Raw genomic sequence first — 26,810 nt, 5'->3', positions numbered from 1 at the left:
TTGTCTTTGATTGTCTTTGAGGCGTAATTAAATTTAGAGCTAATGCCACCCTGTTTCGGGCATTTCTTAGTTAATACGATAAGTTTCAGGCATACCTAACCCAGTAAGCTTGTTCAACGCTTTTATCATCGCGTAAGTTTCACCTACTTGTGCATTGTAATTTCTTAAACTTAAACGACCACCAAGCAACTGTTTAACTCGATATATCGCTGTTTCTGAGAGGGAGCGTTTGTGGTAACTATAACGCTCTTTCCAATACTCATTAGAGCCATATAACTTCTGGTTACCTACTGTGAGATTTCGGGGATGACCCCGCTCCCAGAAAGTAGCCCCTTCTCTTGGAGGAATAAGCGCAACGGCTCGCTTAATCTTAATCGCATCGTGGCAGGCTCTCGTTTTTGTCTTAAATGTGACCTCAACTTGCTTTTGTGTTCGGCTAACAAAAGTGTTGTATTTAATACTAAACGGAATATGAACCTAAACATCGAGTCGGTGAATCATTGCGGCGTTCTCGGTGGTATAGAAAATGCTCGTTTTCCCATACCCCTGAGGGCAGTCGTGAAGGCTAAGTCACTGAATCGACTCGCCACTTACCCCCAAAATAGCAGAGAACCGCGGTTAATGAGAAATTGGTTGTATTGCTTCCAGTTGGTTTTTTTGTAAAGAGATTTAGGAATAAGATTATGAATGGAATTAGCTAATCAGCTCTTATGTTATGGATCTAGTTTGGATTACGCAACAAAGCAAATTGAATCAGGCTCTAAATACTTGTTTGTTCGTTGTAATATAGTTTGTCAGTTTCTGTGAGGAAGTTCATTTAACTATGTCGTCATGTGCCGAAATATTACAATGCCAAAGGGACGGAGTTAAAGTTGTTGATTTGCATCTTAATGTGTTCGCGTAACTTCATATGAGCGGGGTTATGCGTATCACGTTTATGATAGATGAGTTTATAAGGAATTTCGTAAATATCGATGGGGCATTCGATTATTTGTAGATCGAGACTCTTGCTCCACTTTGTTGCAAATGATTTGGACATGAGCCCTAAGTAATCATGTAGCGCGACGTTCATTGCCATCCCTGCCAGCGAGCAAGTAACTACACCGGTTTTACGCTCTTGCATCGCTTCTTTAGCTAGTTGCTCAAAACCGGTAGCGTTTTGCCACCTTCCAGAAAACAAACAATGAGTTTCATTGTAAAACTCTTGTTTGGTTAGCGAACCCTGAATTCGAGGGTGTTTACCACGACAAATAACTACAGCAGGCTCTTGGTAAGCTTCTTCGATAACAAACGCAGGGTCTTTGGTGGTCACTGTATCTACGATTAGGTCCATTTCCTGACGTCTAAGTTGCTCAAATAAAAAGCATTTTTCCGGGGGGGATTCGTGTAATACTGCGCCATTTAGTGATTTGATTTTGTGCAAAATAGATTCTGAGCAATACACTTCAAATACTTTTTCTTCTAATACTGCGCTTTCGATAATGTTAATGGCTTGTTGAAATTGAGGGACCAGTTGATACGCTGTTGAAGTCAGCGTGATACCTCTGCCTTTCTTTACAAACAGTTGTTTATTTCCTACTTGTTGTTCTAGGCGCTTCATCGATGCGCTGACTGCAGGCTGCGTAAGTTGCAGATGCTCTGCTGCTTTAGTGTAAGATTGGAGATCCGCTACGACAAGAAAGGTTTGAATTAGGTTTAAGTCCATTATCGTTCTCATAAATTGAATTTATACATTAACAAAATTGCACTATATTTATCTCGTTTACTTGTTAGTTTAACCTAACCTGTATGGGAGTTTAAGATGAACTTCCTATAATTTCTGAGAATTAATGGAGATGGTATGAAAAAGGCAACCAAAGAAAAAGGGAGAAGACTGGTGCTTAACGCCTGTACGCTCGCGTTAGGTGCTGCTTCTGCTACCGCAAACGCGGCTGACAAACCCAACATCTTGGTGATATTTGGCGACGATGTAGGTTACTGGAATTTAAGTTCGTATAACCAAAATATGTTAGCTTACAATACGCCAAACATCGACACTCTTGCTCAAGAGGGCGCTAAGTTTACAAACTTTTACGCACAGCAAAGCTCTACCGCTGGCCGCTCTGCTTTTATTACAGGCCAAATGCCTAAGCGTACTGGCTTATCAAAAGTCGGTTTACCTGGTGCGGTTGAAGGTATCTCTAAAGAAGATCCAACCATCGCTACCATTTTAAAACAGATGGGTTACGCGACAGGTCAATTTGGTAAAAACCATCTAGGTGACCGAGATGAACATCTTCCAACAGCCCACGGTTTCGATGAGTTTTTCGGTAACCTGTACCATCTGAATGCGGAAGAAGAGCCAGAAAACGTGGATTACCCAACGGACCTTGAGTTCAAGAAGAAGTTTGGTCCACGCGGCGTTATCCACTCGTACGCTGACGGAAAAATTGAAGATACAGGCCCTCTAACACGTAAGCGCATGGAAAACATTGATGGCGAATTCCTCGACGCAGCTGAAAGCTTCATTGAAAAACAAGTCAAAGCAGATAAACCGTTCTTTACTTGGTTCAACGCCACTCGTATGCACAACTTCACTCATCTACCAGAAGAGTACAAGGGTAAAACAGGTGCGGGTTTCTACGCTGATGGTGTGAAGCAACACGATGACCAAATTGGTGATCTACTAAATAAAATAAAGGAATTGGGTGTTGATGACAACACCATCATCGTTTATACCACAGATAACGGTCCTATGATCAACTTGTGGCCAGATGCGGGGATGACGCCATTCCGCTCTGAGAAAAACACGGGGTGGGAAGGTGCTTTCCGTGTGCCTATGTTGATCAAGTGGCCTGGTAAGATAGAAGCGGGTAAAACGTTCAATGGTATGATGTCTCTAGAAGATTTTTTTCCAACGTTAGTCGCGGCCGCTGGTAACGATAAAGTGACTGATGAGTTGCTTAAGGGAAAAAAAGTTGGTGATATGAACTACAAAGTTCACTTGGATGGATACAACCAGCTACCTTACCTAATAGGTAAAACAGATAAGTCTGCGCGTAATGAGTTCGTCTATTGGAGTGATGACGGCGATCTACTCGCTTTACGTCAAGGTAAGTATAAGTTCCATTTCTTGATTCAAGAGAATGAAACTGGTTTAGATATTTGGAAGAAACCATTTACTAAACTGCGCGTTCCGCAGTTCTATGACTTAAGCATCGACCCATTCGAACGTGGTGACACAGGTATGGGTTACGACCGTTGGATGTACGAACGTACGTTCTTAGTTATGCCTGCAATTGCGAAGGTTAAAGAAGTTATGGACACCTTTATGGAGTACCCTCCTCGAATGGAAGCTGCTTCATTTGTTCCTAAGTAACGTATAATTACAAGTGGCGCTCATAGGGGTGCCACAATCCGAAGAGAGATATGCATGAGCAAAACTTCCCCACGTCACTCTACCACTATGCCAATTGTGCCAATGAAAACGGCGTTTAAATCCTTACAAGGAAATGAACGTCGGTTCCACGTGATGGCAAAACCCGGCGGTGCAAAATGTAACATTGACTGCCAATATTGCTTTTATTTACATAAAGAAAACCTGCTTCATCAACCAAAGCAACCTAAAATGGATGATGAAACATTAGAATTATTTATTAAGAGTTATATTGAGAGTCAAGACGGAGAGCAAATCGTATTTTCTTGGCAGGGCGGTGAACCAACACTGCTTGGATTAGACTACTTCCGCAAAGTGGTTAAGCTACAAAAGAAATACCAGCCAGAAGGCATACGTATTGAAAACGATCTACAGACCAATGGCATTCTACTTAATGATGAGTGGTGTGAGTTCTTACATGTGAATAACTTTTTAGTTGGATTGTCGATTGATGGTCCACAAGAGCTGCATGACAAATATCGCAAAACTCGTAGCGGTAAGCCTACTTTCCATTTGGTAATGAAAGCAGTTGAAAAACTGCAGCAACGTCAGGTGCGATTCAACGCTTTGGTGACGGTAAATCGCCACAACGTGAAGTATCCATTGGAGATCTACCGTTTCCTTACCCGCGATCTTGGTGTGGCTTATATCCAGTTAGCACCTGTGGTCGAGCCAAATGATTTTCATACGACCGCACCACAGTTCTGGAATGAACAGATGATCCCAGAGCTGGGGAGTGAGTTAGCTAAACCGGGACATCCAATGTCAGTTGTCACTGATTGGTCAGTTGATCCTGATGATTGGGGGGAATTTCTTAGCACCATGTTTGTCGAATGGGTCAACAATGACTTAGGTCAAGTGCTGGTCAACCTATTTGAAACTGCTGTCGCTCAAGTGATGGAAAAGCCTTCTCAGCTTTGTATTACCGCAGAATTCTGTGGCAAAGGCTTAGCGATTGAACATAACGGTGATGTATATAGCTGTGACCATTATGTGTATCCCGAATACAAGTTGTCGAACATTCACGACCAAACGTTGAATGAAATGGTATTTTCTACTCGACAGTTTACTTTTGGTATGGCAAAGCGTGACTCACTACCAGAATATTGTAAGCAGTGTCCCTACCTAAAATATTGTTGGGGCGAATGCCCGAAAAACCGTTTAATCATGACCCCTGACGGTGAACAAGGGCTTAATTACCTTTGTTCTGGTATCCGCCGATTCTTCGATGATACATTGCCTATGTTGGTTGGTTTATCGCAGATCTTGCAAAAGCAAAACAGTAAATATTAAGTATAGTTGGTCATTAAGTATATTTTGCAGTTGAGCATAGTGTGAATTTAGCAAATCTTTACGTTGTTATTTATCTGGATTATTTAATTATTGCTTAGCCAATTTTTAACTCAATGTATTATATTTTTTTATAGTAAAGGTTTTTGGACAGTCGGTAGTTTTTTAATCTTATTGGAGTATTCTAACTTTTGACAGAAAATTAGGAGATTTCTTGTATTACTACGATCTCGAAGGTTGCTCAATAGCTTGCTAGTTGAGTCGGACAGAGGACTTGCACAAGGTCCTTTTGGGATGGCTATTTTGGCCCTTTGATGCCATAAAACAGTATCTGAATACCATTAGTTGTTGTTAGTTATTTTATTTAAGCCATTGAACTAAAAGTTTGATTAACGTCACTTACGCTGAATCCCACCGGTAGTTCTGACCTTCTTGTTTGCCGGCGCAATAGCGGCTATTCTTTTACCATGTCGCTTTATCTTAGGTTTAGGCTGTCGTTTTTATAATATTATTGTTTAATTCTGTCTAAAGATAGGTCGGTCTGTTCTGTATTTTTTATCAATACAGTAAGTTTTCAGGTATACCAAGCTTGTAAGCTTATTCAGTGCTTTACTCAAGGCACTGACGGATCTCTTCATAATTTCCCTAGTCCTGCGTTGTGTGTGAGCCTTTGATATTCGAACATTCCCCATTGATATTGGATTCATTAATTTGATATCGCCGATGATTTCGTACCTCTCTCCCTAGACGAGGTATGGATAGAACTCGGCGGTGTTTAATGCTGTTGGCTTGGAAGTCAAAATGCCATTTGGCCTGTACTGCAATTAGGCCATTCCATCACATCAAGATTTCAGCGAGCAACGCAATAAGAAGCTGGATATCCAATCGCTTAGTACCGCGAGTTCTGTTGTGACGAAGTGCGATTCCATAGGCGGTACTCTTAGATCGCGGAATGCCTCTTCTATCTGCATACGCTTGGTGTACAGATTGGTAATTTGTACTTCATTTAAGATATGTCGAGGGACATTAGTCGCGAGTAGCCACGGCTCCTTTGCACTGCGTTGATAGAGATATGTAGCGGAGTGTTTTTGGCTGGTTCTGCTATGGCGCTGGGCTTTTCTGCCTTTTTCTAATCCCTTATAAACATAGGCTTCACAAGATATCGGTGATCTCTTTGCTAATAAGCAGTGGCCAATATATTTGGGTTTATGGACAGCGTTTGGATAAAAGGTTTTATTTGAGGCCCAAGGTTTTTGAGGTTGTTTGATTGATACTTCACCTCGGACACGACCTAACCAAAACCAACTTTTCTCCTGTACTTGGCGGAACCAAGTATTTCTAAAACCCGCATCAGAAATGATGATTGGACTGATTTTATTCGGCAAAACACTTTGCAATTTATCGAGGAATGTTTGGTGACTTTTCGGTGAATTGTATTGGCCATACTCAAAAACTTGTTCAAAGATTGTGATGGCTCGACCATCAAGTGCAACGGATGTACTTAACGTCATATAACAACAAAGTTGTTCACGAACATCAGACCAATCAACAAGGATGACAAGGCATGGGTTAGCCCCCGTTATTAAGTAGGCATGCCATTTATAGATAAGGTCTTTTTCACGATGTAGTTTCCAGTTTTCGACCTAGTTTAGTCAGCGTTGAGTCTGAACCGTCAAGTACACTTTTTGTAGCAAGTATCAGAGAACTCGAGCGTTTTTTGTGAATGGAGGGGCATTGGTCTTGTATGGTTTGTTGTAGAATCTGAATGTCGCGCATTGTTAACCCACTTGTTCGAAATGTGTGTTCAGCGATATTCATTAGATCAAAGACGGCGATGCGCGTCTACCTCATTGTTTTTACGCCTGATTATGAGGGGATTCGCAAGCTCAAGGCGTAAGTTTCCACCACGGGGCATTGTGATTTTTCTAAAACTTAAACAACCTCCAAGCAACTGTTTAACTTTGTACATTACTGTTTCTGAAAGTGAGCGTTTGTAGCAACCATACCGATGTTTCCAATACTCATTTGAGCTGTATAATTTTTTGCAGCCTACTGTGAGGTTTCCGGGACGAATACATTCCCATAAGTGCCCCTTGCCTTGGAATAATAATCGTAACAAGACGCTTAATCCTAATGGCATCGAGATAGGCTCTTGTACCATAAGCGCAATCATCAGGTACCTCAAAGATGCTTCGGCGGTTTTGTTTTAAGCAAGAACCAACATGCTTTGTTCTTGGCTGAATACAAGTGTGTGCGGACAATTTAGTGGAACATGGGCTAGCCTAAATATCGAGTAGATGAATACTTCAGCGCTCTCGGTGGCATAGAAAACACTCGTTTCACCATGAACACTATTGTGTGGCTAAATCACAGAATCGACGCGACCTCCTACGCTTCAATTTAGTCATTTACCGCGTGTTCATCAACCCAAAAGGTCAGAGAACTGCGGTAATTGAGTGAACGGTTGTACAGGTTGTTTTGAAAAGAAGCTTAGGCATGAGGCTACAAGAGGTAGCGGACGTAGCTGTTCAGATCGTAGGTTATGGATTTAGTTGCACTGAATCACGTAATAAAGTCCGCTCTACCTCTAAGTGAAGTCACGCTACAGAGTCGTATTCGGATGTTTATAGGTTGTTAGCATTTTTGCTTGAGTGGGTTTTGATATGATAACGTAATTTTCACTTCCGCCGGGTAAAGTTAATGGTTTAATTTGCAAGGGGTTGGAATGTTTTTATATGATGGTGTGGAGGTTAATATTGTTTATCAACCTAAGTATTGCTTGATAAATAACAAGGTAAGTGGGTTGGAAGCACTGACTAGAACGTTTGAGGGCGGTTTGAAGATTGATCATGAATTGTATTTGTCGAATTTAAATAATAGGTGTTTAATAAATGATTATACAATTTTATTTATTGAAAGTTCATTTTTAGAGTTAAATAGAAATGACTTACTTGATGTTGAGGTATCATTTAATATATATTCAAATCAATTGTTAGATGATGTTTTCGTCTCTAAAATGTTAAGCGTTAGAAAATGTTATAAAGGCATTGTTACATTGGAGATTTCTGAGAAGGAAGCTGTGGATTCTTTAAGGCTACGGGAAGTGGTCATGAAGTTGAAATGTCATAATATTAAAATATCATTAGATGATTTTGCAAAAGATTCGGCAACTATATGTAATCTTTTGAGTGTTGACTATGATGAGGTTAAAGTTGATAAATCCTTAATCGATATGTTAGACGCAGAAAAGACAAAAATGTTTATTAAAATGTTAGTTGGGTTTGCTTCGGATGTTAATTTAAAGTTGGTTGCGGAAGGGGTCGAATCTCAATGCCAAGTGCAAACGTTAAAAGAGTTGGGTGTTGATTTTGTGCAAGGGTACTTTTTCGCTAAGCCCACTTCAGCTTGCGAGCTAGCGTTGGTATAGATTATATCTGTATTATTTTAGATATTTTATTTCTATTTTGTTATCAAGCGAACTGTAGATCGCTTCAAAGATGGGTATTTGTTGGACCATTTTATTAAAGGGTATTAGTATGCCGACCCATTTGTAAGTCTTATTGAAGTGCTTTAAGCCACTTTTAGATTCATCCCCAAAGTTGGTGACGGTACCTTCAAGTGATTCTAGATACTCTTTGAAAGCCGTGCGAGATGTTTGTATATATATATACTCTGCAGTGAAGTTTCTTTCTAAGCAGAATGATATGCTCTCTAATATGCTAGAGCAAAATATTGTTGTTGATGAGGAATAAGTGCTTGGTGTGGAAAGTACATTATCATGTACTAAGTTATTCTGCATAATGCGTGGCCTATTTTTGTTGACCTTGATTAGCTCGCGTAACGTAGTTAGATAAATTACATGATGCGCTCGAAGTTCGCCTTCACAATTATGATATTCAAGAAGTAAATAGTTTGAATTGTCAGGGTTGATTAGTTTTTGAAAGTCATTGTACCGTTGTTCTCCCCATTCACGCATTAATATCTTGCTTATTTTAGGGTCGGCATGCTGTGGGGTTGTTATAGCATTACAGTTTGTTGAATAGTTTAGTTCATAATGAAATTCACTTATTTCCTCTGTTAGGTCGGAATGACTTACATTAGGAAACCTTTTATCAAATAATCTTTGTTCAATGTCTGCCTTTGATTTCATTAATGTCAGGCCTGCAGCTTCCCTTGCTATTGATAGCGCATCCTTTAGCGATGAATTAATTAACATTATTTGTATTTGTCTTTGGGTTGATGGTACCGTGCGGCCATTCTCCCAGCGTGAATAAGTACCTTTATCTAATCTTTCAAAGCTTGGATGTGTGGATAACAGGTCTATCATGTCTGTTTGACTAAGGTTTTTCCCTTGCCTCGTTTTCTTTAATAATTCTTTAAACATTGATTCTTCTCTTTGGTTAGATGCGTGCTTTAAAATTCTAATGCTTTCTAGTGGCGTTGTTGATCAAATTAGGTAAGGAATGCAGTTCCTCTGCATTATCTAGCTGTTAGTTTATAATAGGTATACCTAATCCTAGGGCGTTGTTCAATACTAACTATGACCTCTCCAATTTGGGAGTTGTAACATATCAAGCTCAATGTATCGATAGTCAGCCCCTTATATAGAGACAACGGTCGTGATATAAGGGCAGTTTTGCACTAAGCTAACTTATCGTTTTTGAGCGTTTCAACGGCTTCATTTCCTTTGCTGGGTTCAGTAATATCGGATGAACTCTACTGAACCAACGTTAACAAGACTTACTCAGCACTAATCACATTATGGGTATCAATATCAATCGCAGGGTAAAGTGCAATTTACTCCAAGTCCTAACTTTTCAGCTTCAGGTATTTTAATTTTCTATTCACCTTCCCCAAAGGCTTTCAGGCCTGTTGAATCTATCGCGATGTGTCGAATTGGACCTTTGGAACTGTTCCTATATTTAACCGCTTACTTACGCTTGTGTAATCAAAAATGGGGCGTCAACCAATGATCAATGCAAATATAGAGTCTATAAAGCCTTGAGGCACGCGTAAGTGTAAGGCGGCGTTAAAACGGTTTCGATGTGAGCATCAGAAAACGGAAAGCCTCTACTTCGTTTGTATAGAGTTTTATTATATTCACTCCGGTCAGTTATTTTCTTTTTTGACTTTCCTATGTCGCTACTATTACATCAACTACATGAGGTTAGGTTACAGGATTTAAGAGCGGTTCAACTGATTTAGTATACCAACGTCCTTTCTTGTTATTAATTAACAGTAACATTACTTCGGGAAATAAAGGTGTAAGCAACTGTATGATGTTTATATTCTTGTATATTTTCATAGAGTGTGTTGCTTAATACATAGCTACTTCAGTGAGCGAATGCTTGTGATGCGAATATACACCTCCCCGAGGGAGGTGTAAGCACACTGACTGAACTATTTGTTGCAAGACTGTGTTATGTTGTCGATTCGTTCGTTTGCGCGATCAGCTTCTTCTTGGGCTTCTACTGCTGTGCTTTTAGTTAATTGAGCTTCAGATGTTAGTGTTACTTTTTGCTCCTTAAGGTCTTGTAAATCTTGGTTTAACAGACTTACCTGGTTATTAAGATTGTTTATTTTCGTCATTGTTTCTTCATCTGGACTTGAAGAACAACCTCCGAGTAGAAGTGCTGAAGAAGTTACTGCTGAGACTAGCATTTTATTCATATATATCCTTGAATATAAGTAAATATCAAAACCGATGCGACTTTATCGGTGAGGTTGGCTACACTTGAGATTTGGTCTGTTATGTAGAATTAAAAATAATAATGATTTAATGTAACTTGCACTTGCACTTGCACTTGCACTTGCACAAAAGCCGCAAGACCGATTCTGTTTATATGCGTGATTTATAAAAATAGTTTCAAATTTTGAAGTTCTAGTTTGTGGTTCTTTCCTTAAATTATTTCTTTCTCGGGTTGATCGCTCTCCTATTTAAGGCTTTTAGATTAACGAATTGCGCGTCTATTTCTAAATGTCCAGGAAAATGCTTTCTCTTAATCGCGTGAATTTATCTAAACTTGCTGGCTTATTCCGTAACCGCCACTCATTTTGATAACTACCCGCCACCTCTTGGTAACACAATTTACAACAATGATGCTTTGCAGAAAAGTGTGCTTTGGGGGTTTGCTCAAACTCTTGTTGATGCTTCTTACAGATAATAACAATTGGTGTCCGACTGTTTACATATTGAACAAGAGAGTAATCGTAGTAATTACCCCATTTTGTTATTGCTTTTTTAATAAATGTTCTGTTCGTATCTTTAGGGAAAGGCATATAACTCTTCAATATTTATATCTTAAGAAAAATACATTTTTCTTAAAGTTGGTTAATTCTCAGTCTCATCTAATACTATGGATAATAGCATGAAAAACTAAGATTTCTTCTGATATTCATACATTTTAGCCACCTTTTTTTAAGTCAAAAATCAAAAGTGTAAGATCCAAGATTGCATGTTTTAGATTTATTTGCTTCCAGTGCAAAATTATCAAAAAAAATTCCGTTTCAACTCTTATCTGCAGATTTTCGGTTAGTTTTACAAATTCAAATTTTATTTATAGGTACTATGTTATACAAATCCTGTCAGACGGACAATTAACTTAAACATGATGTATCATAACCAGTTTGTATCATTACTATCACCAAATATAGAATTACAAAAAAATACTAAAAGTTTTTGTGTTCTCTGATTCCGCAAACGTATGTAAAAGCTCAATCAATGAATTTGCATGGTATTTTTTCAAGATTCTCGTTTTATAAGTGCTGACCGTTTTCGCACTTAACGATAACTGTTCAGAAATTCGTTTATTCGAATAACCTTGAGCTAAGTAGTGAAACACTAAAGCCTCTTGTTTTGACAATGCAGGGCTGCTTGAAAACTGTGAATGGTCAAGATCAAATACAGAATAGCCACGAACAATACTAATAATCGCGTCCTTGATTGTGTTCTTACTTCGGTTTTTGTGTAAAAAACCATTGGCACCTAGTTCATAAGCGGCTTTACTCAAGCTAGAGTAATCTTTGGAGGAAACAAAAAGGATCTTCCCTTGATATCCGCTAGCCAAGATGTTTTTAGCTAAACGCATGCCATCTCTATCACCGATAACAACATCTAAAATAATTAAATCAATACTTTGATTGCGAACTAATGCCATTACTTTTGCACAGCTAGTCAATTGTTGTACGTCAACAGTATTTATTACATCAATTACAAGATTAGCAAGTGCTTCACTGTAAAGTGGTTGTGAATCAACAATAAGAACGTTTTTCAAAATCTACCTCATTTGGTCCCAAATTTTATTTGCTCACACCAATAAAACTTCAGTCAATTCCTACAAAAAAGTGAATTGATTTTATCTATTGGCAGTTGAAATAGCGTTGTCATATTGAAATTTACTTAAGTGAAGATGCTAACAGGCTGAAAATGTTAATGTATATCAGAGACGACTTTGTTGCGTGATTCACTGGAACTAAATCCATAACCTACGATCTGTTCAACTACGTCCACTACTTGTCATCACTTGATGCTTGAGTTTCTTTAAAAAACAACCAACTAAAAATAACACACCGTCCTTTGGGAACGATAGATAAGCAGTAAATGGTTAGGTTCAAGTGCGAGAGGTCGCGTCCATTCAGTGACTTAGCCATACCAATAGGTTGTATGGCGAAGCGTGTGTTGTTTAACCCGCTACAGGTTTTTTTTCAGAAAACATCATCAGTATAAAGCGCTGCTCTTCTTCACTTAACGTAATGGCGTTTATTTTCATCTGGTCGCCAATTAATCGTTGAAGTTCACTCCGTTGTAATACGGTTAGTTGATTTAACTGTAACGTTCTTTTTAACTTTTCAAATTTTTTCGATTCCACTTCATTCTCCCTGATAAATAATTGCAATCAAATTCAATATAAAATAATGGGCTTTACTGGTAAGTAAGATTATTCGTAAAAGCATGTAAGCTCTTTCTTGTTTATTGCTTAGATCGATGAATATAAAGAAGCTAGGATTTGCGATAACTACTCCCATTAATCTTGGTTTTGTTGCGTAATTCAGTCGAACTAAATCAAGAACTTACGATCTGATAAGCTACGTCTACGACCTGTTGTAGCCTATGCTAAATTTCTTAACGAAATAATCAGCTTGAAGTACGGCAACCAATTGCTCATTAGCCGCGGGAATCCACGTTGGTTCAGTGATTTATCTATCACGACAGCGCTCATGGTGAAACGAGTTTTTTCTATGCCACCGAGAGCGCTGAAGCATTCATCTACTCGATATTTAGGCTAGCCCATGTTCCACTAAATTGTCCGCACACACTTGTATTCAGTCAAGAACAAAGCATGTTGGTTCTTGCTTAAAACAAACACGCCGAAGCATCTTTGAGGTATCTGGTGATGGCGCTTATGGTGCAAGTGCCTATCACGATGTCATTAGGATTAAGTGTGTTGTTACGATTATTCTTCCAAGGCAAAGGGCACTTATGGGAACGTGCTCGTCCCAGAAATCTCGCAGTAGGTTGAACAAATTATACAGCTCAGCTAAGTATTGGAAATAACGGTATGGTTACCACAAACGCACACTCTCAGAAACTGCGATGTATTGACTTAAACAGTTGCCAGGAGAACGATTGAGCTTAAGAACTACAATGCACCGGTGGGTAACTTACGCGATGACAAAAGCGTTGAACAAGCTCACTGGCTTAAGTATGCCTGCAACTAGTCGTATCGACTAAGAAATACACGAAACAGATAGGCTCTACTTCTAAATTTAATCACGCAACAAAGCCCTTAACACGGTGTTTACTTGGAATAGTCATCATTAATGCTAAATGTGTAACACCTTTCAGGGCGGGGATTTTTACTAATTCAATGAGGCAAAGAGCCACTTTAATTAATGTTAACATATTAATACTCTTAGCGAATTTACTGTTTGATCTGAGTGCGATGCTAATTATATTAAGGACGAAATATTGTGAACGATAAAATTTCAAAGCTTAATTTAGCTCTATCAAATTAAGCGAAGGTCCATCCTTCCGTGTAGGAAAAGTCTTAAATTTTCAATGTTTTTATATTTCTGCTGTGTTTTTTTTTTTTTGTCCTTTATATTTCAAACAATGGTTGAATGTTATCAGTAAAAGCAATATTAGGATTGCAACTAATTTTCTACATGTAACATCTCGGCCTTTGTAAACAATTTATCTATGATTAATCGTTCATAGATGTAAATAAATCAAACATTAAATTGGTCATGTTAGAATGAGAAAAGGCAAACATAGATTGTTATATAATTCAAAAGTTATTTCTATTGGTCTTGTTACACTTGCATTAAATGGGTGTGGTACAGGCGAGGAGGAACCATCTTCTCCACAAGATTCCATAGTGGAAGTCGTTGCTCAAGATGCGTTGCTTAAAACTGAAATTAATGATAGTGGATATATTGTAGATTTATCCACTATTGTATTAGCTAATCAATCTGAGAATGTCTTTAGGCTGTCTGACGTGTCCGTTATAAATAGTAATTCATCATGCAGCCCTATCTCCATCGAACAGCAGTCTTTTACGATTAACCGTAAGCAAGCTACAGTTTGTGATTACGCGTATGCTGTTATTGCTAACAATCAAACAGATGTAAACGAACATAGTAGTGGTATGGTGCGCGTTGTTGTGAGTGATGGCGACATGTTTCAACTGCCAGCACTTTCGCATGTTGCAAAAATCAATGAAGTAAACACAACAACAGATCCAGACTATAACTACGAACCAATTCAAATTAATCTAATTAATGAATTAAGCTTAGTTGGAACCGATGTGTCTAATTGGACGCTCTCTCCTTCAATCACGCAGCCTTATACCAAAGGCTCTTTAGTTAACGTTGATGTTACAAATCACCTTATTGAATATATACCAGCTCCAGGGACCAGCGGTATTGACAGACTAATGTACAGCTATATTGATGACTCTGCTGGTCAAGCATATAGTGGTGTTATAGACATTGCAGTCGCTGAAAATGCGAACCAAGGGATTGAGTTGTTAACTCCCAATGCCATTTATGGTTTAAACGGCAAAACTTATGTCCCTCTTAAGGACGCGATTAATGGCATTGAAATCGACGTTAGCCCCTATGTGAATTCATTGGATGGGGACGATATTCAACTTATTTATGTGAAATCATTAACTGCCCCTCAAACAAGCATTGATGGCGCAAATCAAAATAATTTAACTAATACTAAATTTACATTTAAAGCATCAACCCAAAATGTCCATTTCGTCACTTATGCCGTCAGTGATCATAAAGGTAGTTATCAAATTGGCCATATTAGTGTAACCGTGTTGGATGAAAATGATATGGCTCCTTGGGTTGATGTAACTGACGAACAATCCAATACATTGTTTTACGCACCAAAGACTTTAAACGTCGCAATAGCAAATAGTTATACCTTTGACGAATCAATCACCACTCGTGTATCTGGAATAAATTACTCTGTAGCTGGATTATATAGCGATAGCGTTATTGAATATTGCTCTCAACTAAGTGCAGAGTTAGCAACAAGTGAAGAACTAAAATCACTAGTAGATAGAGGTTGGTTAAACACAGCACTTTGGCCCCAAAATAGTGAATATTTAGTTTTAGACCGTATTTCTGGAGACATTAAAATTCTCGATATTTCAGCTGGTGCGTATACTATAGATATAACAACGTTAGATAACCCTCTTTCGGATATCAGTTACTATCCTGCATGTGTCGAGAAAAGTGATGCGACAGATCGTATGTTAGTGAGTTTACAATTATCAGCCAAGTTACGCTCTGGTACTACTTCCATTTCCGTGCCAAATGGCAAGTCAATTAATACAACGCTGACCGGCTATTTTAACGACGGTTCGGTAGAGAATGACATGCTTTTATTCGATAAGTCATTGACCACGTTCGTACAAAGTAGTCAGCTTTTGACTCAAGATAGCTTTGGATTTATCGCACATACTATTGGTAACACAGATTTATATGGTCAATATAATGCTAATAAAGACCCATTGCGGTCTAATATTATTGATATTGAAGTTACAACTGCTGTAGTTACAAATGGTACGCTATCCGTGTCTTCGAGTACGGTACCGCAAGGTTCAACGATTACTCTTGATGGACAAATAGAGTACAGTGATAATTCGAGTTCCCTAGTCAGTGATGAAGCGAGCATTACATGGATGATTGATAAATCCGAATATACTGGTACGGGGTCTCACTATTATGTTGATGATATTACATATGACGGTTCAAATTGGACGTTAAAGTCAAGTGTAAATCAAGGAACTTTTGAGATCTATTGGATGATTGACGGTGTCGAGTCTAACCCAAAACAAGTGACCATTGTTGAAGCTGTCCTGGTCAACCTAGAAAGTATCGTAACGAAAGATAGTACCTCGCACTTAGTAGCGAATGAATTTGCTATAGGCCGTCCGTTTTATTTCACTGTTATGGGTATATTTACAGATGGTGTGTCACGTGATGTAACATCAATGATTGAACAACAAAACTGGGAATATGATAGTAGCTACGTTAATCAATCAAGTACGTCATTCAACCAATTTACTGGTCATGCAGTTAATAGAAATCCCAATGATTGTGGATACGGTCAGCCAATTAAAGCTTGGTTGAATGGGCTGTCTATATGTAAAAGTGTCATAATAGCAGAACCCTATTTGATGTCTGTTACACTAACGCCAAGTCACCACATCTTACCCAGAGGTACTAGCGTGGATCTCACTGTTATTGGTACATATAGTGATGCCTCATCTCAAACCGTCAGTGGGTGTACTTGGGCATCTTCAAACTCAAACCGAGCAACTGTGGATGTCAATGGTAAAGTCTCAACAAATGCATCCAGCGAATTAGGCGACGTTAACATCACTGCTGAGTGTAATGCGCGTTATGGTACAGGTACATTGTCTAGTAGCACGAAAATTTCCGTGACAGGTCCTTCTCTTGTTAGTATAAATGCTTCGCCAGATTCATGGCGAATGAGTAGGTTAGAAACTGAAAAGTTAACCGCAATTGGTACGTACTCAGACGGAACCACCGCAGACATATCTGATACAGTATCATGGTCTAAAACTTCTTCTGGATACGACAGTAGTTTGACCATAAACGGGGCGCAAGTAACGGTTGGCGTTGGATATACAAGAAGTGGAAGTTTGGACTTTGTTGCCAAATTAAATGGGATTACAAGTGACACTGTTACATTAACGTTGTACAACTCATTTTATGTATCATCTAACAACATGAGAATTTCATTTCCTTCTAGGAGCGAATTAAATTGGTCGGGGTCGAAATGGTTTTGTGGAAATGTAGCAAGTGTACAAGGTGAAGATTGGGGCGGAAGAGATTCTGATTGGGGTGCTTTAAGCCTTGGAACCTCAGAGCAAATTTATAACGCTGGTGTAGCTAAAGAAATTCATGACATGTTTGTAAATCAGTTAAACGATGATGGCAAGCCTTATGGCACATACTATGGGGTGTGGAACGAGAAGAGTGGTAGCGAACGGTACTTATATAATATGAGTAATAATTCTGAGTCCTTTACTTGGAAAACAGATACTAGTACTTTTCTCTGTGGCCAATCTTTTTAGATTATAAATACCCGCCTTCTTAGAAGGTGGGTTTTCCTCATAATTCTCTAAAAAATGGTATCCATGCTGTTAGGTATTCAATAACTGGAATTGGCGATCATACTCTATGTCCTGTTTACCTTTATGTCGTACATATCGTTAAATTAATTTTTTCATTCCAGCAGTCCTTGTCTAAAAACTGTCCTCGCCCCAAAATTTTATTTCCTACCCCTTTTCGTATTCGAGGAGATTTATTAAGGCGTATTGATCTTTTTTGTCAATACAATAAATCATTGATATGTTGGCATGGTTTCCCTCTAACTTGTAATATCTACTTGAAATTGCCGTATACCTAATTTTCGACCAAGCGACTTTAACGCCAATCTATACAATCTTTGTCTATACCTTTCCCACTATATGCGGTAAATAAAAAGCGCGGAAGATTTAGCATCATCAGTTAATTAACCAGAGTCACCACTCAGATGCTGGTACATCCTTTTTAAGGACCTATAAGTGCTTAAGTTGCTTAGCCAGAGAGCTAGTGCTCGTTTTTTAAGAAAATATTCTGGTTTCCGCTTTTCGAGAGGTCTTGCATATTTAGCCCTCTAAGGGAGCTTGATCGATAAGGGACATATCCCTACAGACGTAAATATTTCCAGGTTAGCATTTGTAGTGGGATAAAATTCCATCTGCTAACTAGATGCGCGTTATTTAATGTAAAATACGTTTACAAATTGAGGCTTTTTTTAGTTTTAGTTTTAGTTTTAGTTTAGTTTTGGTTGTAATATTTTATTTTTGAATTATTTTTAGTTTATTTAAATGCAAGCAAAACGTTTTTATTTGAAAAAGAAAGGAAAAGGAAAAGTAAAATGAAAAAAATTACTGCATTATCGTTAGTTATTATGAGTGCTTTGACTAGCCAAGTTGCATTTGCCGATGCTACAGCTGTATTAACATGGAATGGTCAAGTTGGAGCGAATTTGGCTGATAATGATTACATGATTACTGGTAATAATGGTTCTACATCTGCTGATGCATTTAAAGGGGCGTTTTTAGATATTCAACCTAATGCAACATTTGATTCTGAGCATATTGTATTGGAAATGCGTGCGAATAGTGGAGACGCTACAAGTCCTGTAGCTGGTGATCTTTGGTCTGGCGGTACTGTTACTTGGACGCTTGATAATGTAGTTGCTGATATTGATGGTGTTGACTTGCAAGCACAAACAGGTGGTGCGCTTCCTATTGTCGTGTCTATTAATGGTGAAAATGTAAGCAAAGGCGCGAGTTACAGTGATACATCATTTAATCGAATTGGTGTTAAAGTTAGTAATCAGCAAGCACTGGATCCAAGTGTAGTAGCCGGTCGTGATATTGTTGTGGAAGTAAATTTATCGGCGACAGCCGCTTAAGATATTAGGTCTCTAGTCAATGATATTGTTGATCGTGTGATCGTGTGATTGTGTTAATAGTACAAGAGTACGTAAACTCTTGTGCTATTTTTATTATAGAAAAAAATAATGAGATATCTGGTTTATATAATGTGCTTGATTTTGTTGAGTGCTAATTGCTTTGCAAAAACAAAATATTTCAGAGGTAGCACAGATGTTACTACAAAAATTGAAATTTATAATTTGTATACAGAATCAATCACTGGAGTTTCTATTGTCCCAAATAAAATCAATTTGAAATTATTGGCGGATAAGAGCGGTTTTGAAAGAGAAGATGTGCATTTAATTATAGAGACAGATATTCCTTCAGGTATTGCTAATGTGCCAGATGTTAGTATTGATGTTCCTTATTCAATTGAGTTAGTTCAGAATGACGCTCACTGTATAAATAATAACTTTTTAAATGACGCCGTTGATTTTTCAGCTACACAATCAGCAAATCCTATATTTGTTTCCACGTTAATTAACAACGTTGGTTCTGGCAGTGATAATTATCAGTTTGTTGGAGTCGGAAGTTCGAATGGTTCAGTTGTAGTTGATGATTTCGCTGAAACAGATTCGCTATCTAATGGGCTATTGGTTAAAAAGAATACGCACAAGGTTGAATTGAGCTTTTTAACAATATCGGATATTGCACAAGCGATGCCTAGTGGTAGTGCAATGAACACTGAATGTGCTGGTAGCCTCTCTTTTTCTGTTACTATAGGTTTATGATATGTTATTTCGACTTGTCAAAATAAAAGCGATGATAGCAATTTGTTTACTTCCTGCATTGGTTGAAGCAAGCTCTTTGAAAAATAACATACCTAGTGGTTTTGATGAATTCTTTAGAAATAGTATTAACGAAATAAAACTTAGAAATTTAGATGGTAGCTTTACAGATCCTATTTTGCTTGTGTCTAATTATCAAACAGTTAAGCTGACAACTGTAGAAAGTCATTCTAAGATTCGTGACTTTTTAAACGATAATCGTATTGATGCCAAATATGTAGATGAAATAATCCAAGCATTGTCGGATGGAGTTTCTAACCAAAGTTCATGTCGCGGGTATATTACTGAGTGTGTATTATATCCTGAAATTTTCGAGTTTGTTTTCAATAATAGAGATAAAGAATTATATTTGTTTGTTCACCCTAAAGTTTTAGATTTAGGAAAAGGTCCGGATTCGATTTCTTATCACTCAGCTTATAGCGAGCATTCTGGGATTGTAAATAACGTAAATATGTATTTTTCATCATATTTGGATCAAGATACATCTGTGTCGATTAATGATCAGTTGGTTGCGGGTTTACCTTATGGGTATATCACATCTAATGTTGGCACTAATGTTGGTTTTGGAAATAGTAATAAAGAAAACGATCTTACTTTGTATGATATTTCTTATAATTTAGACTGGGATGACAAGCTCATAAAAACCGGTTATTTTCAATACTTGCCGAAAGTAAACTCCACTGACTTTCTCTCTGGTTCTAGTTCAATTATGCCACAAACTTCATTTTTTCTAGGTTCATCAAAAAATATGATAGTCGGCGGGAGTAATGCGAATAAACAGTTTAACTTTTATTCGGCTCAAAGCGGCGATGTTGAGCTTATTCGAGATGGTCGAATTATATATCAAGGAAATGTTGAACAAGGTCAAAATTCTATTAGTTACAATGAATTGCCATCAGGACGTTATGAAGTTGAGTTGGTTTTGCGTACAGGGGGAGCTCCGGTAAATCAGGGTGTTTACTTCATCTTTAATAGTATTGAAGATAGCCTAACTCAGGGGCAATTTGATTATTTAATTTCAGCTGGAAAAACGTCATCGGGCAATGGAATTTCAACAATTGAGTATGAAAACGGTCAAGAAATAGAAAGCAAAGCGTTTGTTCAAGGGCGTCTTAGTTATCAATTATTACCTAGATTACTTATAGGCCTTGGTACGAAAGTAATTGAAGATGAAGCCGCATTTGAAGTTGGCATGCAGTATTCACTTGGGTCTTTCGATGCTGATATAGTCTTAAATAGTCATGTTTTTAGCGATGGTCATTTTTTGAACACGACGTTTTCATCCAATTGGGGTAGTCTAAATTATGAAAAAATGAACAGTGAAGGAGGATATTTATCTACTTATCTCTATAATTCATCAAGTTATGAAAAGTTGTTTTGGTCATCTAACTACAGATTTGATAATGGTTCTTCTTTATATGCTGTGTATACGTTAAGTAAAGATGAAAACTTGGAACAAGGTGAGCGTATTTATGATGATGTATTGTTAGGTTATAGATTTGGTTCTTTTAGCCGTTCGTCATTCGATATCACTGTTCAAACTGATAGTGACTTTGAAGAGGGTTCTTTTTCGATAATGTGGACTTTACCATTATCTGATACTGTCGATTTGATATCGTCGGTAATGGGTGACAAGAGTTCAGCTAATCGCTTCTCTAATACGCTAAATAAAGCTGATTTATTAGAGTCTGACCTGATTAATAGTTCATTAAATATAAGTAATTTGTATGACAGGCGCCAAGGCACAGTTTCTCAAACAGGTATGATTACGGCTAATGGTATTGGTGATAAAGCACATTTTGGTGGTTCGCTTTATGCAAACAGTGACGGTACTATTGGGGCAACGGGTACTATATCTTCTACACAAATATTTTCTGATGAACTATATATTTCATCAAAATCGGCTTCATCTTATTTAGCATTGGATATTAAAGAGAAAAATAAGAATTTAATCGATAAAGAAGTAAACGGTTTTGTGACGGTTAATCAGGATGGGCGTAATCTAGTTAAGAAATCCACAACGGATTCGCTTAATATCATCCCGCTCTCGAGCTATAGTCAATATCGAGTGAATTTTGATGCTGAGAGTGTTGGATTAAACAATACCGGAGATAAAAATGCGATGTTTTTTTCTACGCCAGGTAAAGTTTTAAAATTTGTTCCACAAGTACATAAAACGGTTTCATTTATTAGTGGCTTTAATAATATTAATAATAACTTCGTCTCTAACGTAGAATGCTTAGGCGACGGATGTATATCGGTTGTTCAACTTATCGATGGTGTTTATCGTGTCACTGTTTTAGAAGGGTTTGATTTTAGATTAGTCAGTGATGGGAATGAGTGTTTTATACCTAGAAATGAACATAATGTATATATGAACTTTGGTAAGAATTATTGTTTGCCAACGGATACGGACGGCGTATTTGCTGTAAATGTTGATGGGAGAGGTTATGAAGCGATTTATGTCGGATTATTTACTAATGCAGAATTAGAGCAAAGCGGCATAATTAAACAGTTAGAGAATTATAGTTATCATATTATCACTAAACCAGTTGGTCAGTTAAACGCTGTTTATATAGCCAACAATAGAGTAAAAATGACGGATTTGCTCGTAAATCATATAGATTCAGTAGAGAAATTAAAAGAAAATGCTAAAAGAAAATATATTAACAATATTTTTTTTCCAGTGGCGAAACAATAATTTAAGAGGTCAAATATGAGATTTTTAAAAGTAAGTTCTGTATTGATTTTTGTATTTTGTCAATTTTTATCTTTGGCCCAAGCGTCAGGGTTAGTTGTGGATAAAATGTTTATTATTGCAGACGAAAAAAAGAATGGATTGTTAACATTAACAAATACTAGTGACTTGCCTTTGTTTATTTCGGCGAATATTGATGAATTTCATGTAAACGAAGACGGATCTGATTTTATTAAAACGCCCTATAACGCTAATAATGTAGAAAACTGGAAAATTAGTACAACTCAAAATAAGCTAGTTCTCCATTCTGGTGAGTCAAACAATGTAGGTATTAGAAGTCTTTGTTACAATGTGACATGTGATAGTTCCCGAGATTTAATGTTTTTCGTGACATTTATGCCATCGCCGTATCGAGATCCGGGCGATAGCTCTGATATGAGTTCCGCTATGCAACTTAATTATGGTTTTTCTCCAGTTTTTATTATTCCAACAGACAAACCAGATATAAAATACAAAATTAATCGTACAGATGATAATTTAGTAGTTGAAAATAAAAGTAACACTCTAATATATGTTTCTGTTAATAGTTGTGATAATGATAAAATGTATTCTGGTTGTTTTGTTAGATATATTGTAATTGCAGGCCGAACGAAGGTCTTTCAATTACCATCTGAAATAGAAAACAAAGAAATTACTGTTGATGTTGCATCCTATGACAATTCATTTAATAAACATGGTAAATTAAATATAAACGATGAGTTTAAGGATTAACAATGAAGTTATTCTATCTAATTTTTTTTCAAATTGTTATTTTTTCAAGTTCAGTAGCACAGGCAAAAATAGAATATCGAGTTAAAGTTGGTGCTAACGGCATTCAATGGGAAAACGCTGTCGATATTTCCGCGGATGAAAAGGTGATCTCTAATTGGCATGAAGCCAGTTCATTGGGATTGCCTACGGTAAAAAGTTGGGTGCCAAGCACGTTTGTAGTCCCTCCTGCGAAAGGAATTAAATTTTTTGGCTATTCGACTTTAAACGGCAGTGATTCAATTGAAGTTTCTAGTTTTTCTGTGACGGGGATGCAATACAACACTATTGGTATTGCAAGCTCAAAAGTTTCTTCTGGAATTGGTAGTGGTTGTAACTCTCAACTTATTTCTGGATCTGTTATAGATGTTCGGGGAGATAATTGTGTATCAAATATCCGTATAGATAATGATATATTATCCGTGCCATTCGTTTTGTATCGACCAATCATTTCTATTGATAATGCTGAGCTTCTAGGTGCATTAGATGGTTCTAATCAAGGTGTTTACTCAGCATCCGTGCCTGTTTCAATTAAAGTACCTTATTATATCGGGTCGACACTAACTTACCGTCAGTTCAGTGACGTCATTATTATTGTAATAGATTATGATCCAGTTTGGATTACTAATGTTGATTTGATTCCAGAAAACGTGGTTTTACAACCTATTTATTACCCAACTAGTCGACTTGTGTCGAGTAATGAAGCTGCTGTTCAAGTTAAAGTTGATGGTTATTTTAGTAATGGTATTCGATTATCTCTTTTAGATAATAATTACTTTTTAGAAAACACTAATAATGTCAATATTAAAATACCATATTATATTCACTGTAAAGGTTGTGGTGCTAATCGAAATGAAAATAAAGTGTTGGTTAATGATAGTGGTACGATTTTAAATCAATGGGTCACTATCGGGAGTGGTGTCTCTCTAATAAATGATCCAATTATATTTAATTTAGCATTTGGCTATATAGATGTAGATGGTACAACTCTAACTTCTGGAGAATATATGGATACTGTCAACTTTGCAATTGAACCAGAGATATAGATAATGAGAAAATATAATCGAGCAGTCTTTTTGATGTTTTCTATTCTTGTAACGAGTAAAGTGTTTTCTCAAGAAGATAATGTTACTGTTAACGATAACATTAAGTTTGGCATTGGTTATGCTGGAAGCTTAATTGAATCAGGTGAAGGGTATGATGAATATCATGGTTATGAGGTTTCTTTCGGCTATATATATCAAGACAGATTTTTGGTAGAAACGGGACTGTCAAAACTTAATAGTAGTAACGAATTTAATCCTGACAATTATTTTTTAAGATCTAGTAGGGTATTTCCTTTAAGTGATTATGCCTCTTATTATGTGGGCGCAGGAGTTAATTATCTTAATAAAGAAATCTATCCAGGAATCAATGTTGGTATCCATTTTGAGTTTCACAAGGATTGGTATGTTGATGCTGGTTATCAAACCTTAATTTCGGATATAAATGACAATATATATTCATTACTGTTGTCAATAAATTATAAGTTTGAAATAAATCCAATTCAAGTTGATAATGTTAAGGATGATTTTATTGTTCTATCTCGTCCGACAACAAGTATCAAAAATTTTGATGGTGATAAACGCGTAAAAAATACGTATTATAAAAAATATTCCGTGATAAAAGGTGATAATCTTACATTTATTTCACGTAAGTTAGGTGTTCCATTACATGAATTAATATTATCTAATCCGCAACTAGCGCTAAAAAGAAATTCAATTGACCTTATTTATCCAAGCGAAATTATATATTACCCAAGTCGAAGGTAAGAATTTTTTTAAATTTTAAGGTTATAGGTTTTAATTTAAATTGTGTAGGTTATTATGCAAAAATTATTATTAATTGCCATTTTTCTGGCTCCATTAACATCGTTAGCTTCACCTTATATAGGCCTGGAATATGGGTTTAGTTTTCACAAGAGTCAATTCAACGCAAACTTTTCTGATGGCGTCACTTTAAAACCTGAGTTTGATTATGGTATTGTTAGTGCAACGTCGGGATTTTCATTCAATGAAAAATGGGCCGCGGAACTCAGCTATAGCCAATATAAAATAAGTGAGTCCCGGAAAGATATTAGTGTTGATACCCCTGGTCTATATTTCGATAAAGAGTGGGATGCATCTATGAACGTTAAGCAAGTAGAATTATCTTCAGTGTATACGCTCGCATTAGATGGCCAATGGAGTGCTAGACTTAAAACCGGCGTCACATATAATCAATATCGTGCAAAATCTAGAAAAACTGACAATCAGAATGTAAATGGCGAAGAACTAAGTGAAGTACTTTTGAGTCACAAGTTAGAAGAAAATCATTTTGGTGGTGTAATTGGTGGGGCTATAGTTTATGATTTTTCGCCCATGCTATCACTTGGGGCTAGCATCAATCATCAAATGGACAAATTTAATGCAATGACAAGTTTAAATTTGATGACTAGATATTATTTTTAATTTTATTCTGTATATACAGAAAACCACGGGTTTACCCTTGGATGAATGCTTTTGGAGGCGGTACGATGGATAAATGCAATATTATCCATCGCCCTACAGTGTTTATTACACGAAATATCACGTAGTTTGGGTAGCTAAGTATCCTCGGAAAATCCTGAATCCTGGTATGTGCAGCTACCTACGAAAGGTTATGCCGTAGTTACTGCGAAGTTTATTTGGTGTTGAGATAGAGACGATAGGTTTTGATGAAGATCATCTGCATACGCTGTTTTTCAAGCAAGCTGTCGTCTTTTTTACAATTTAGTAACATGAATGATTACGCTGCACACTTTTCAGGGTTCAAGTACACCTCCTCTCGCGATAACTTATGGCACTGTTATCTGACATTAAGTAATCACCCAACGCCTCCGCTACTGCGTAGCTGTGCTTCGTCGTGCCTCCTTATTGCCTTTCACTGGCTTCAATTAAGGTCGAGTAAGGGCTTGTTTTCTTATGTGCCGATTTTCCTTTCTACTCGCATCACTGGATGTCGCTCGCAGACTGTTCACCATCCTCAAACAGAAAGGAAACTTGTCATGGCACAACAAAACCCAACCCCAACTATCTCTAAATTGACGCTCAGCGATCAGCGTTTCGCCGCTGGGCACGAAAGCTTACCAAAAAATGATATCTCTTTACTGCGTACTCCTCAGCGAACAGAGGGAGAAGAGCACGGCTTTTCTCTTACGCCGTGTAGCGACATTACATTAGCTGAACTCAAAATTGCGGGATTTACTTCGCGTGATTCTAAGTTCTACCCATCCACTCAGGCTGAGGTTGAGGAGAGTATCTTACACCACTTTAAAATAGCGGACTTAACTGACAATTTTATTGTTAAGGATGTATCAGCTCCTTCAAGATCCCTCTTTTCGTTTCACCGTTGTCCGTTTTAATTACTGGGATATTTTTGTATTAACGTAAGGAGTAAGCCATGAAATATCTCTCTCACTATATTCAAGCCAAACAAACGCAAGCATTTAATGAGGCGGGGGCGTTCTTTGCTTTGTCTAATAAGTAGTTCGATGGAGAAAAAAAGAGGGCGTGAAATATGCGTCGTTAGGTATGGGTTTAATTTGCCCTGTTGATAATGCGAAGCAATTAATGACCCGTTTAGATTCTATTGCTCAAGAAGGGATCGCCAAAGACATCGAAGAGAATGGTAAAAAAGCGATCATTCGCCGTGAGCTATTCAATCACGAGTGTTTCTATACCAATGACATTTGTGATTGTGTCGAAAAGCTCGAAGGGTAT

Annotated in this window: 19 protein-coding genes and 6 pseudogenes; 14 read left to right on the top strand and 11 right to left on the bottom strand. The window is 37.4% G+C overall.

All coding sequences use genetic code 11. From position 1 onward, the window contains the following. Positions 1 to 66: 66 nt before the first annotated feature. Both AB4263_RS12080 and AB4263_RS12075 read right to left on the bottom strand, forming a co-directional pair. Positions 67 to 677 (bottom strand): annotated as a pseudogene (locus AB4263_RS12080) (hypothetical protein). A gap of 167 nt (positions 678 to 844) precedes the next feature. Beyond that, positions 845 to 1,705: a LysR family transcriptional regulator gene (locus AB4263_RS12075; RefSeq protein ID WP_235612483.1), complete on the bottom strand. Its 861-nt coding sequence runs from the start codon at positions 1,703 to 1,705 to the stop codon at positions 845 to 847. Between the two features lie 135 nt (positions 1,706 to 1,840). On the opposite strand from AB4263_RS12075, the gene AB4263_RS12070 reads away from it, so the two are divergent. Beyond that, a complete protein-coding gene (locus AB4263_RS12070; protein ID WP_102333157.1) occupies positions 1,841 to 3,358 on the top strand; it encodes an arylsulfatase in 1,518 nt (505 codons plus the stop codon). A gap of 54 nt (positions 3,359 to 3,412) precedes the next feature. Beyond that, positions 3,413 to 4,708, top strand: coding sequence for an anaerobic sulfatase maturase (locus AB4263_RS12065; protein WP_102333156.1), 1,296 nt, complete (start codon positions 3,413 to 3,415; stop codon positions 4,706 to 4,708). 631 nt (positions 4,709 to 5,339) lie between these two features. Here the strand turns inward: AB4263_RS12065 and AB4263_RS12060 are convergent. Further along, positions 5,340 to 6,481: pseudogene (locus AB4263_RS12060) on the bottom strand (IS4 family transposase). A gap of 148 nt (positions 6,482 to 6,629) precedes the next feature. Continuing rightward, positions 6,630 to 7,177 (bottom strand): annotated as a pseudogene (locus AB4263_RS12055) (transposase); the annotation flags it as partial. Between the two features lie 253 nt (positions 7,178 to 7,430). Between AB4263_RS12055 and AB4263_RS12050 the strand changes: the two are divergent. Then, positions 7,431 to 8,132, top strand: coding sequence for an EAL domain-containing protein (locus AB4263_RS12050; RefSeq protein WP_102333155.1), 702 nt, complete (start codon positions 7,431 to 7,433; stop codon positions 8,130 to 8,132). A 12-nt stretch (positions 8,133 to 8,144) separates the two neighbouring features. On the opposite strand, the gene AB4263_RS12045 is transcribed toward AB4263_RS12050, so the two are convergent. The 6 genes and pseudogenes from AB4263_RS12045 to AB4263_RS12020 form a co-directional block, all read right to left on the bottom strand. Next, positions 8,145 to 9,089, bottom strand: coding sequence for a helix-turn-helix domain-containing protein (locus AB4263_RS12045; protein ID WP_102333154.1), 945 nt, complete (start codon positions 9,087 to 9,089; stop codon positions 8,145 to 8,147). A 106-nt stretch (positions 9,090 to 9,195) separates the two neighbouring features. Then, positions 9,196 to 9,843: pseudogene (locus AB4263_RS12040) on the bottom strand (transposase). 262 nt (positions 9,844 to 10,105) lie between these two features. After that, entirely contained in the window at positions 10,106 to 10,375 is a 270-nt protein-coding gene (locus tag AB4263_RS12035; RefSeq protein ID WP_102333153.1) for an Lpp/OprI family alanine-zipper lipoprotein, read from the bottom strand. 303 nt (positions 10,376 to 10,678) lie between these two features. After that, positions 10,679 to 10,984 (bottom strand): hypothetical protein, encoded by a 306-nt coding sequence (locus tag AB4263_RS12030; RefSeq protein ID WP_102333152.1) that lies wholly within the window; start codon positions 10,982 to 10,984, stop codon positions 10,679 to 10,681. Positions 10,985 to 11,361: 377 nt separating this feature from the next. Then, positions 11,362 to 11,979: a response regulator transcription factor gene (locus AB4263_RS12025; RefSeq protein WP_102333151.1), complete on the bottom strand. Its 618-nt coding sequence runs from the start codon at positions 11,977 to 11,979 to the stop codon at positions 11,362 to 11,364. A gap of 408 nt (positions 11,980 to 12,387) precedes the next feature. Then, positions 12,388 to 12,573: a hypothetical protein gene (locus tag AB4263_RS12020; RefSeq protein ID WP_102333150.1), complete on the bottom strand. Its 186-nt coding sequence runs from the start codon at positions 12,571 to 12,573 to the stop codon at positions 12,388 to 12,390. 301 nt (positions 12,574 to 12,874) lie between these two features. Between AB4263_RS12020 and AB4263_RS12015 the strand changes: the two are divergent. Further along, positions 12,875 to 13,436, top strand: a pseudogene (locus tag AB4263_RS12015) (transposase); the annotation flags it as partial. 39 nt (positions 13,437 to 13,475) lie between these two features. Here AB4263_RS12015 and AB4263_RS12010 read toward each other — a convergent pair. Then, complete coding sequence (locus AB4263_RS12010; RefSeq protein ID WP_268811442.1) at positions 13,476 to 13,607, bottom strand: hypothetical protein; 132 nt, start codon at positions 13,605 to 13,607, stop codon at positions 13,476 to 13,478. Between the two features lie 352 nt (positions 13,608 to 13,959). On the opposite strand from AB4263_RS12010, the gene AB4263_RS12005 reads away from it, so the two are divergent. From AB4263_RS12005 to AB4263_RS11960, 10 genes and pseudogenes are all read left to right on the top strand, one after another. Continuing rightward, a complete protein-coding gene (locus AB4263_RS12005; protein WP_102333149.1) occupies positions 13,960 to 17,325 on the top strand; it encodes an Ig-like domain-containing protein in 3,366 nt (1,121 codons plus the stop codon). A gap of 848 nt (positions 17,326 to 18,173) precedes the next feature. Next, the gene (locus tag AB4263_RS12000; protein WP_102333148.1) at positions 18,174 to 18,716 is read left to right on the top strand and encodes a hypothetical protein; all 543 of its coding nucleotides are present in this window, start codon (positions 18,174 to 18,176) and stop codon (positions 18,714 to 18,716) included. A 108-nt stretch (positions 18,717 to 18,824) separates the two neighbouring features. After that, positions 18,825 to 19,469, top strand: a complete 645-nt coding sequence (locus tag AB4263_RS11995; RefSeq protein ID WP_102333147.1) for a hypothetical protein — start codon at positions 18,825 to 18,827, stop codon at positions 19,467 to 19,469. A 1-nt stretch (position 19,470) separates the two neighbouring features. Then, a complete protein-coding gene (locus tag AB4263_RS11990; RefSeq protein ID WP_102333146.1) occupies positions 19,471 to 22,227 on the top strand; it encodes a CS1-pili formation C-terminal domain-containing protein in 2,757 nt (918 codons plus the stop codon). Positions 22,228 to 22,242: 15 nt separating this feature from the next. Continuing rightward, complete coding sequence (locus tag AB4263_RS11985) at positions 22,243 to 22,995, top strand: hypothetical protein (RefSeq protein ID WP_102333145.1); 753 nt, start codon at positions 22,243 to 22,245, stop codon at positions 22,993 to 22,995. A 2-nt stretch (positions 22,996 to 22,997) separates the two neighbouring features. Further along, the gene (locus AB4263_RS11980) at positions 22,998 to 24,077 is read left to right on the top strand and encodes a hypothetical protein (protein ID WP_102333144.1); all 1,080 of its coding nucleotides are present in this window, start codon (positions 22,998 to 23,000) and stop codon (positions 24,075 to 24,077) included. 3 nt (positions 24,078 to 24,080) lie between these two features. Next, positions 24,081 to 24,842: a hypothetical protein gene (locus tag AB4263_RS11975; RefSeq protein WP_102333143.1), complete on the top strand. Its 762-nt coding sequence runs from the start codon at positions 24,081 to 24,083 to the stop codon at positions 24,840 to 24,842. 54 nt (positions 24,843 to 24,896) lie between these two features. Then, complete coding sequence (locus AB4263_RS11970) at positions 24,897 to 25,520, top strand: AcfA family outer membrane beta-barrel protein (RefSeq protein ID WP_102333142.1); 624 nt, start codon at positions 24,897 to 24,899, stop codon at positions 25,518 to 25,520. Between the two features lie 575 nt (positions 25,521 to 26,095). Then, positions 26,096 to 26,452 carry a hypothetical protein gene (locus tag AB4263_RS11965; protein ID WP_102333141.1) on the top strand — a complete coding sequence of 119 codons (357 nt, stop codon included), beginning with the start codon at positions 26,096 to 26,098 and terminating at the stop codon, positions 26,450 to 26,452. Between the two features lie 38 nt (positions 26,453 to 26,490). After that, a pseudogene (locus AB4263_RS11960) lies at positions 26,491 to 26,810 on the top strand (hypothetical protein); the annotation flags it as partial.

Source organism: Vibrio sp. 10N.261.55.C5, assembly GCF_041470505.1.
Taxonomy (GTDB): Bacteria; Pseudomonadota; Gammaproteobacteria; order Enterobacterales; family Vibrionaceae; genus Vibrio; species Vibrio crassostreae_C.
Note: the sequence above shows the minus strand (reverse complement) of the source record. Positions and strands in the feature narration are given on the sequence as shown.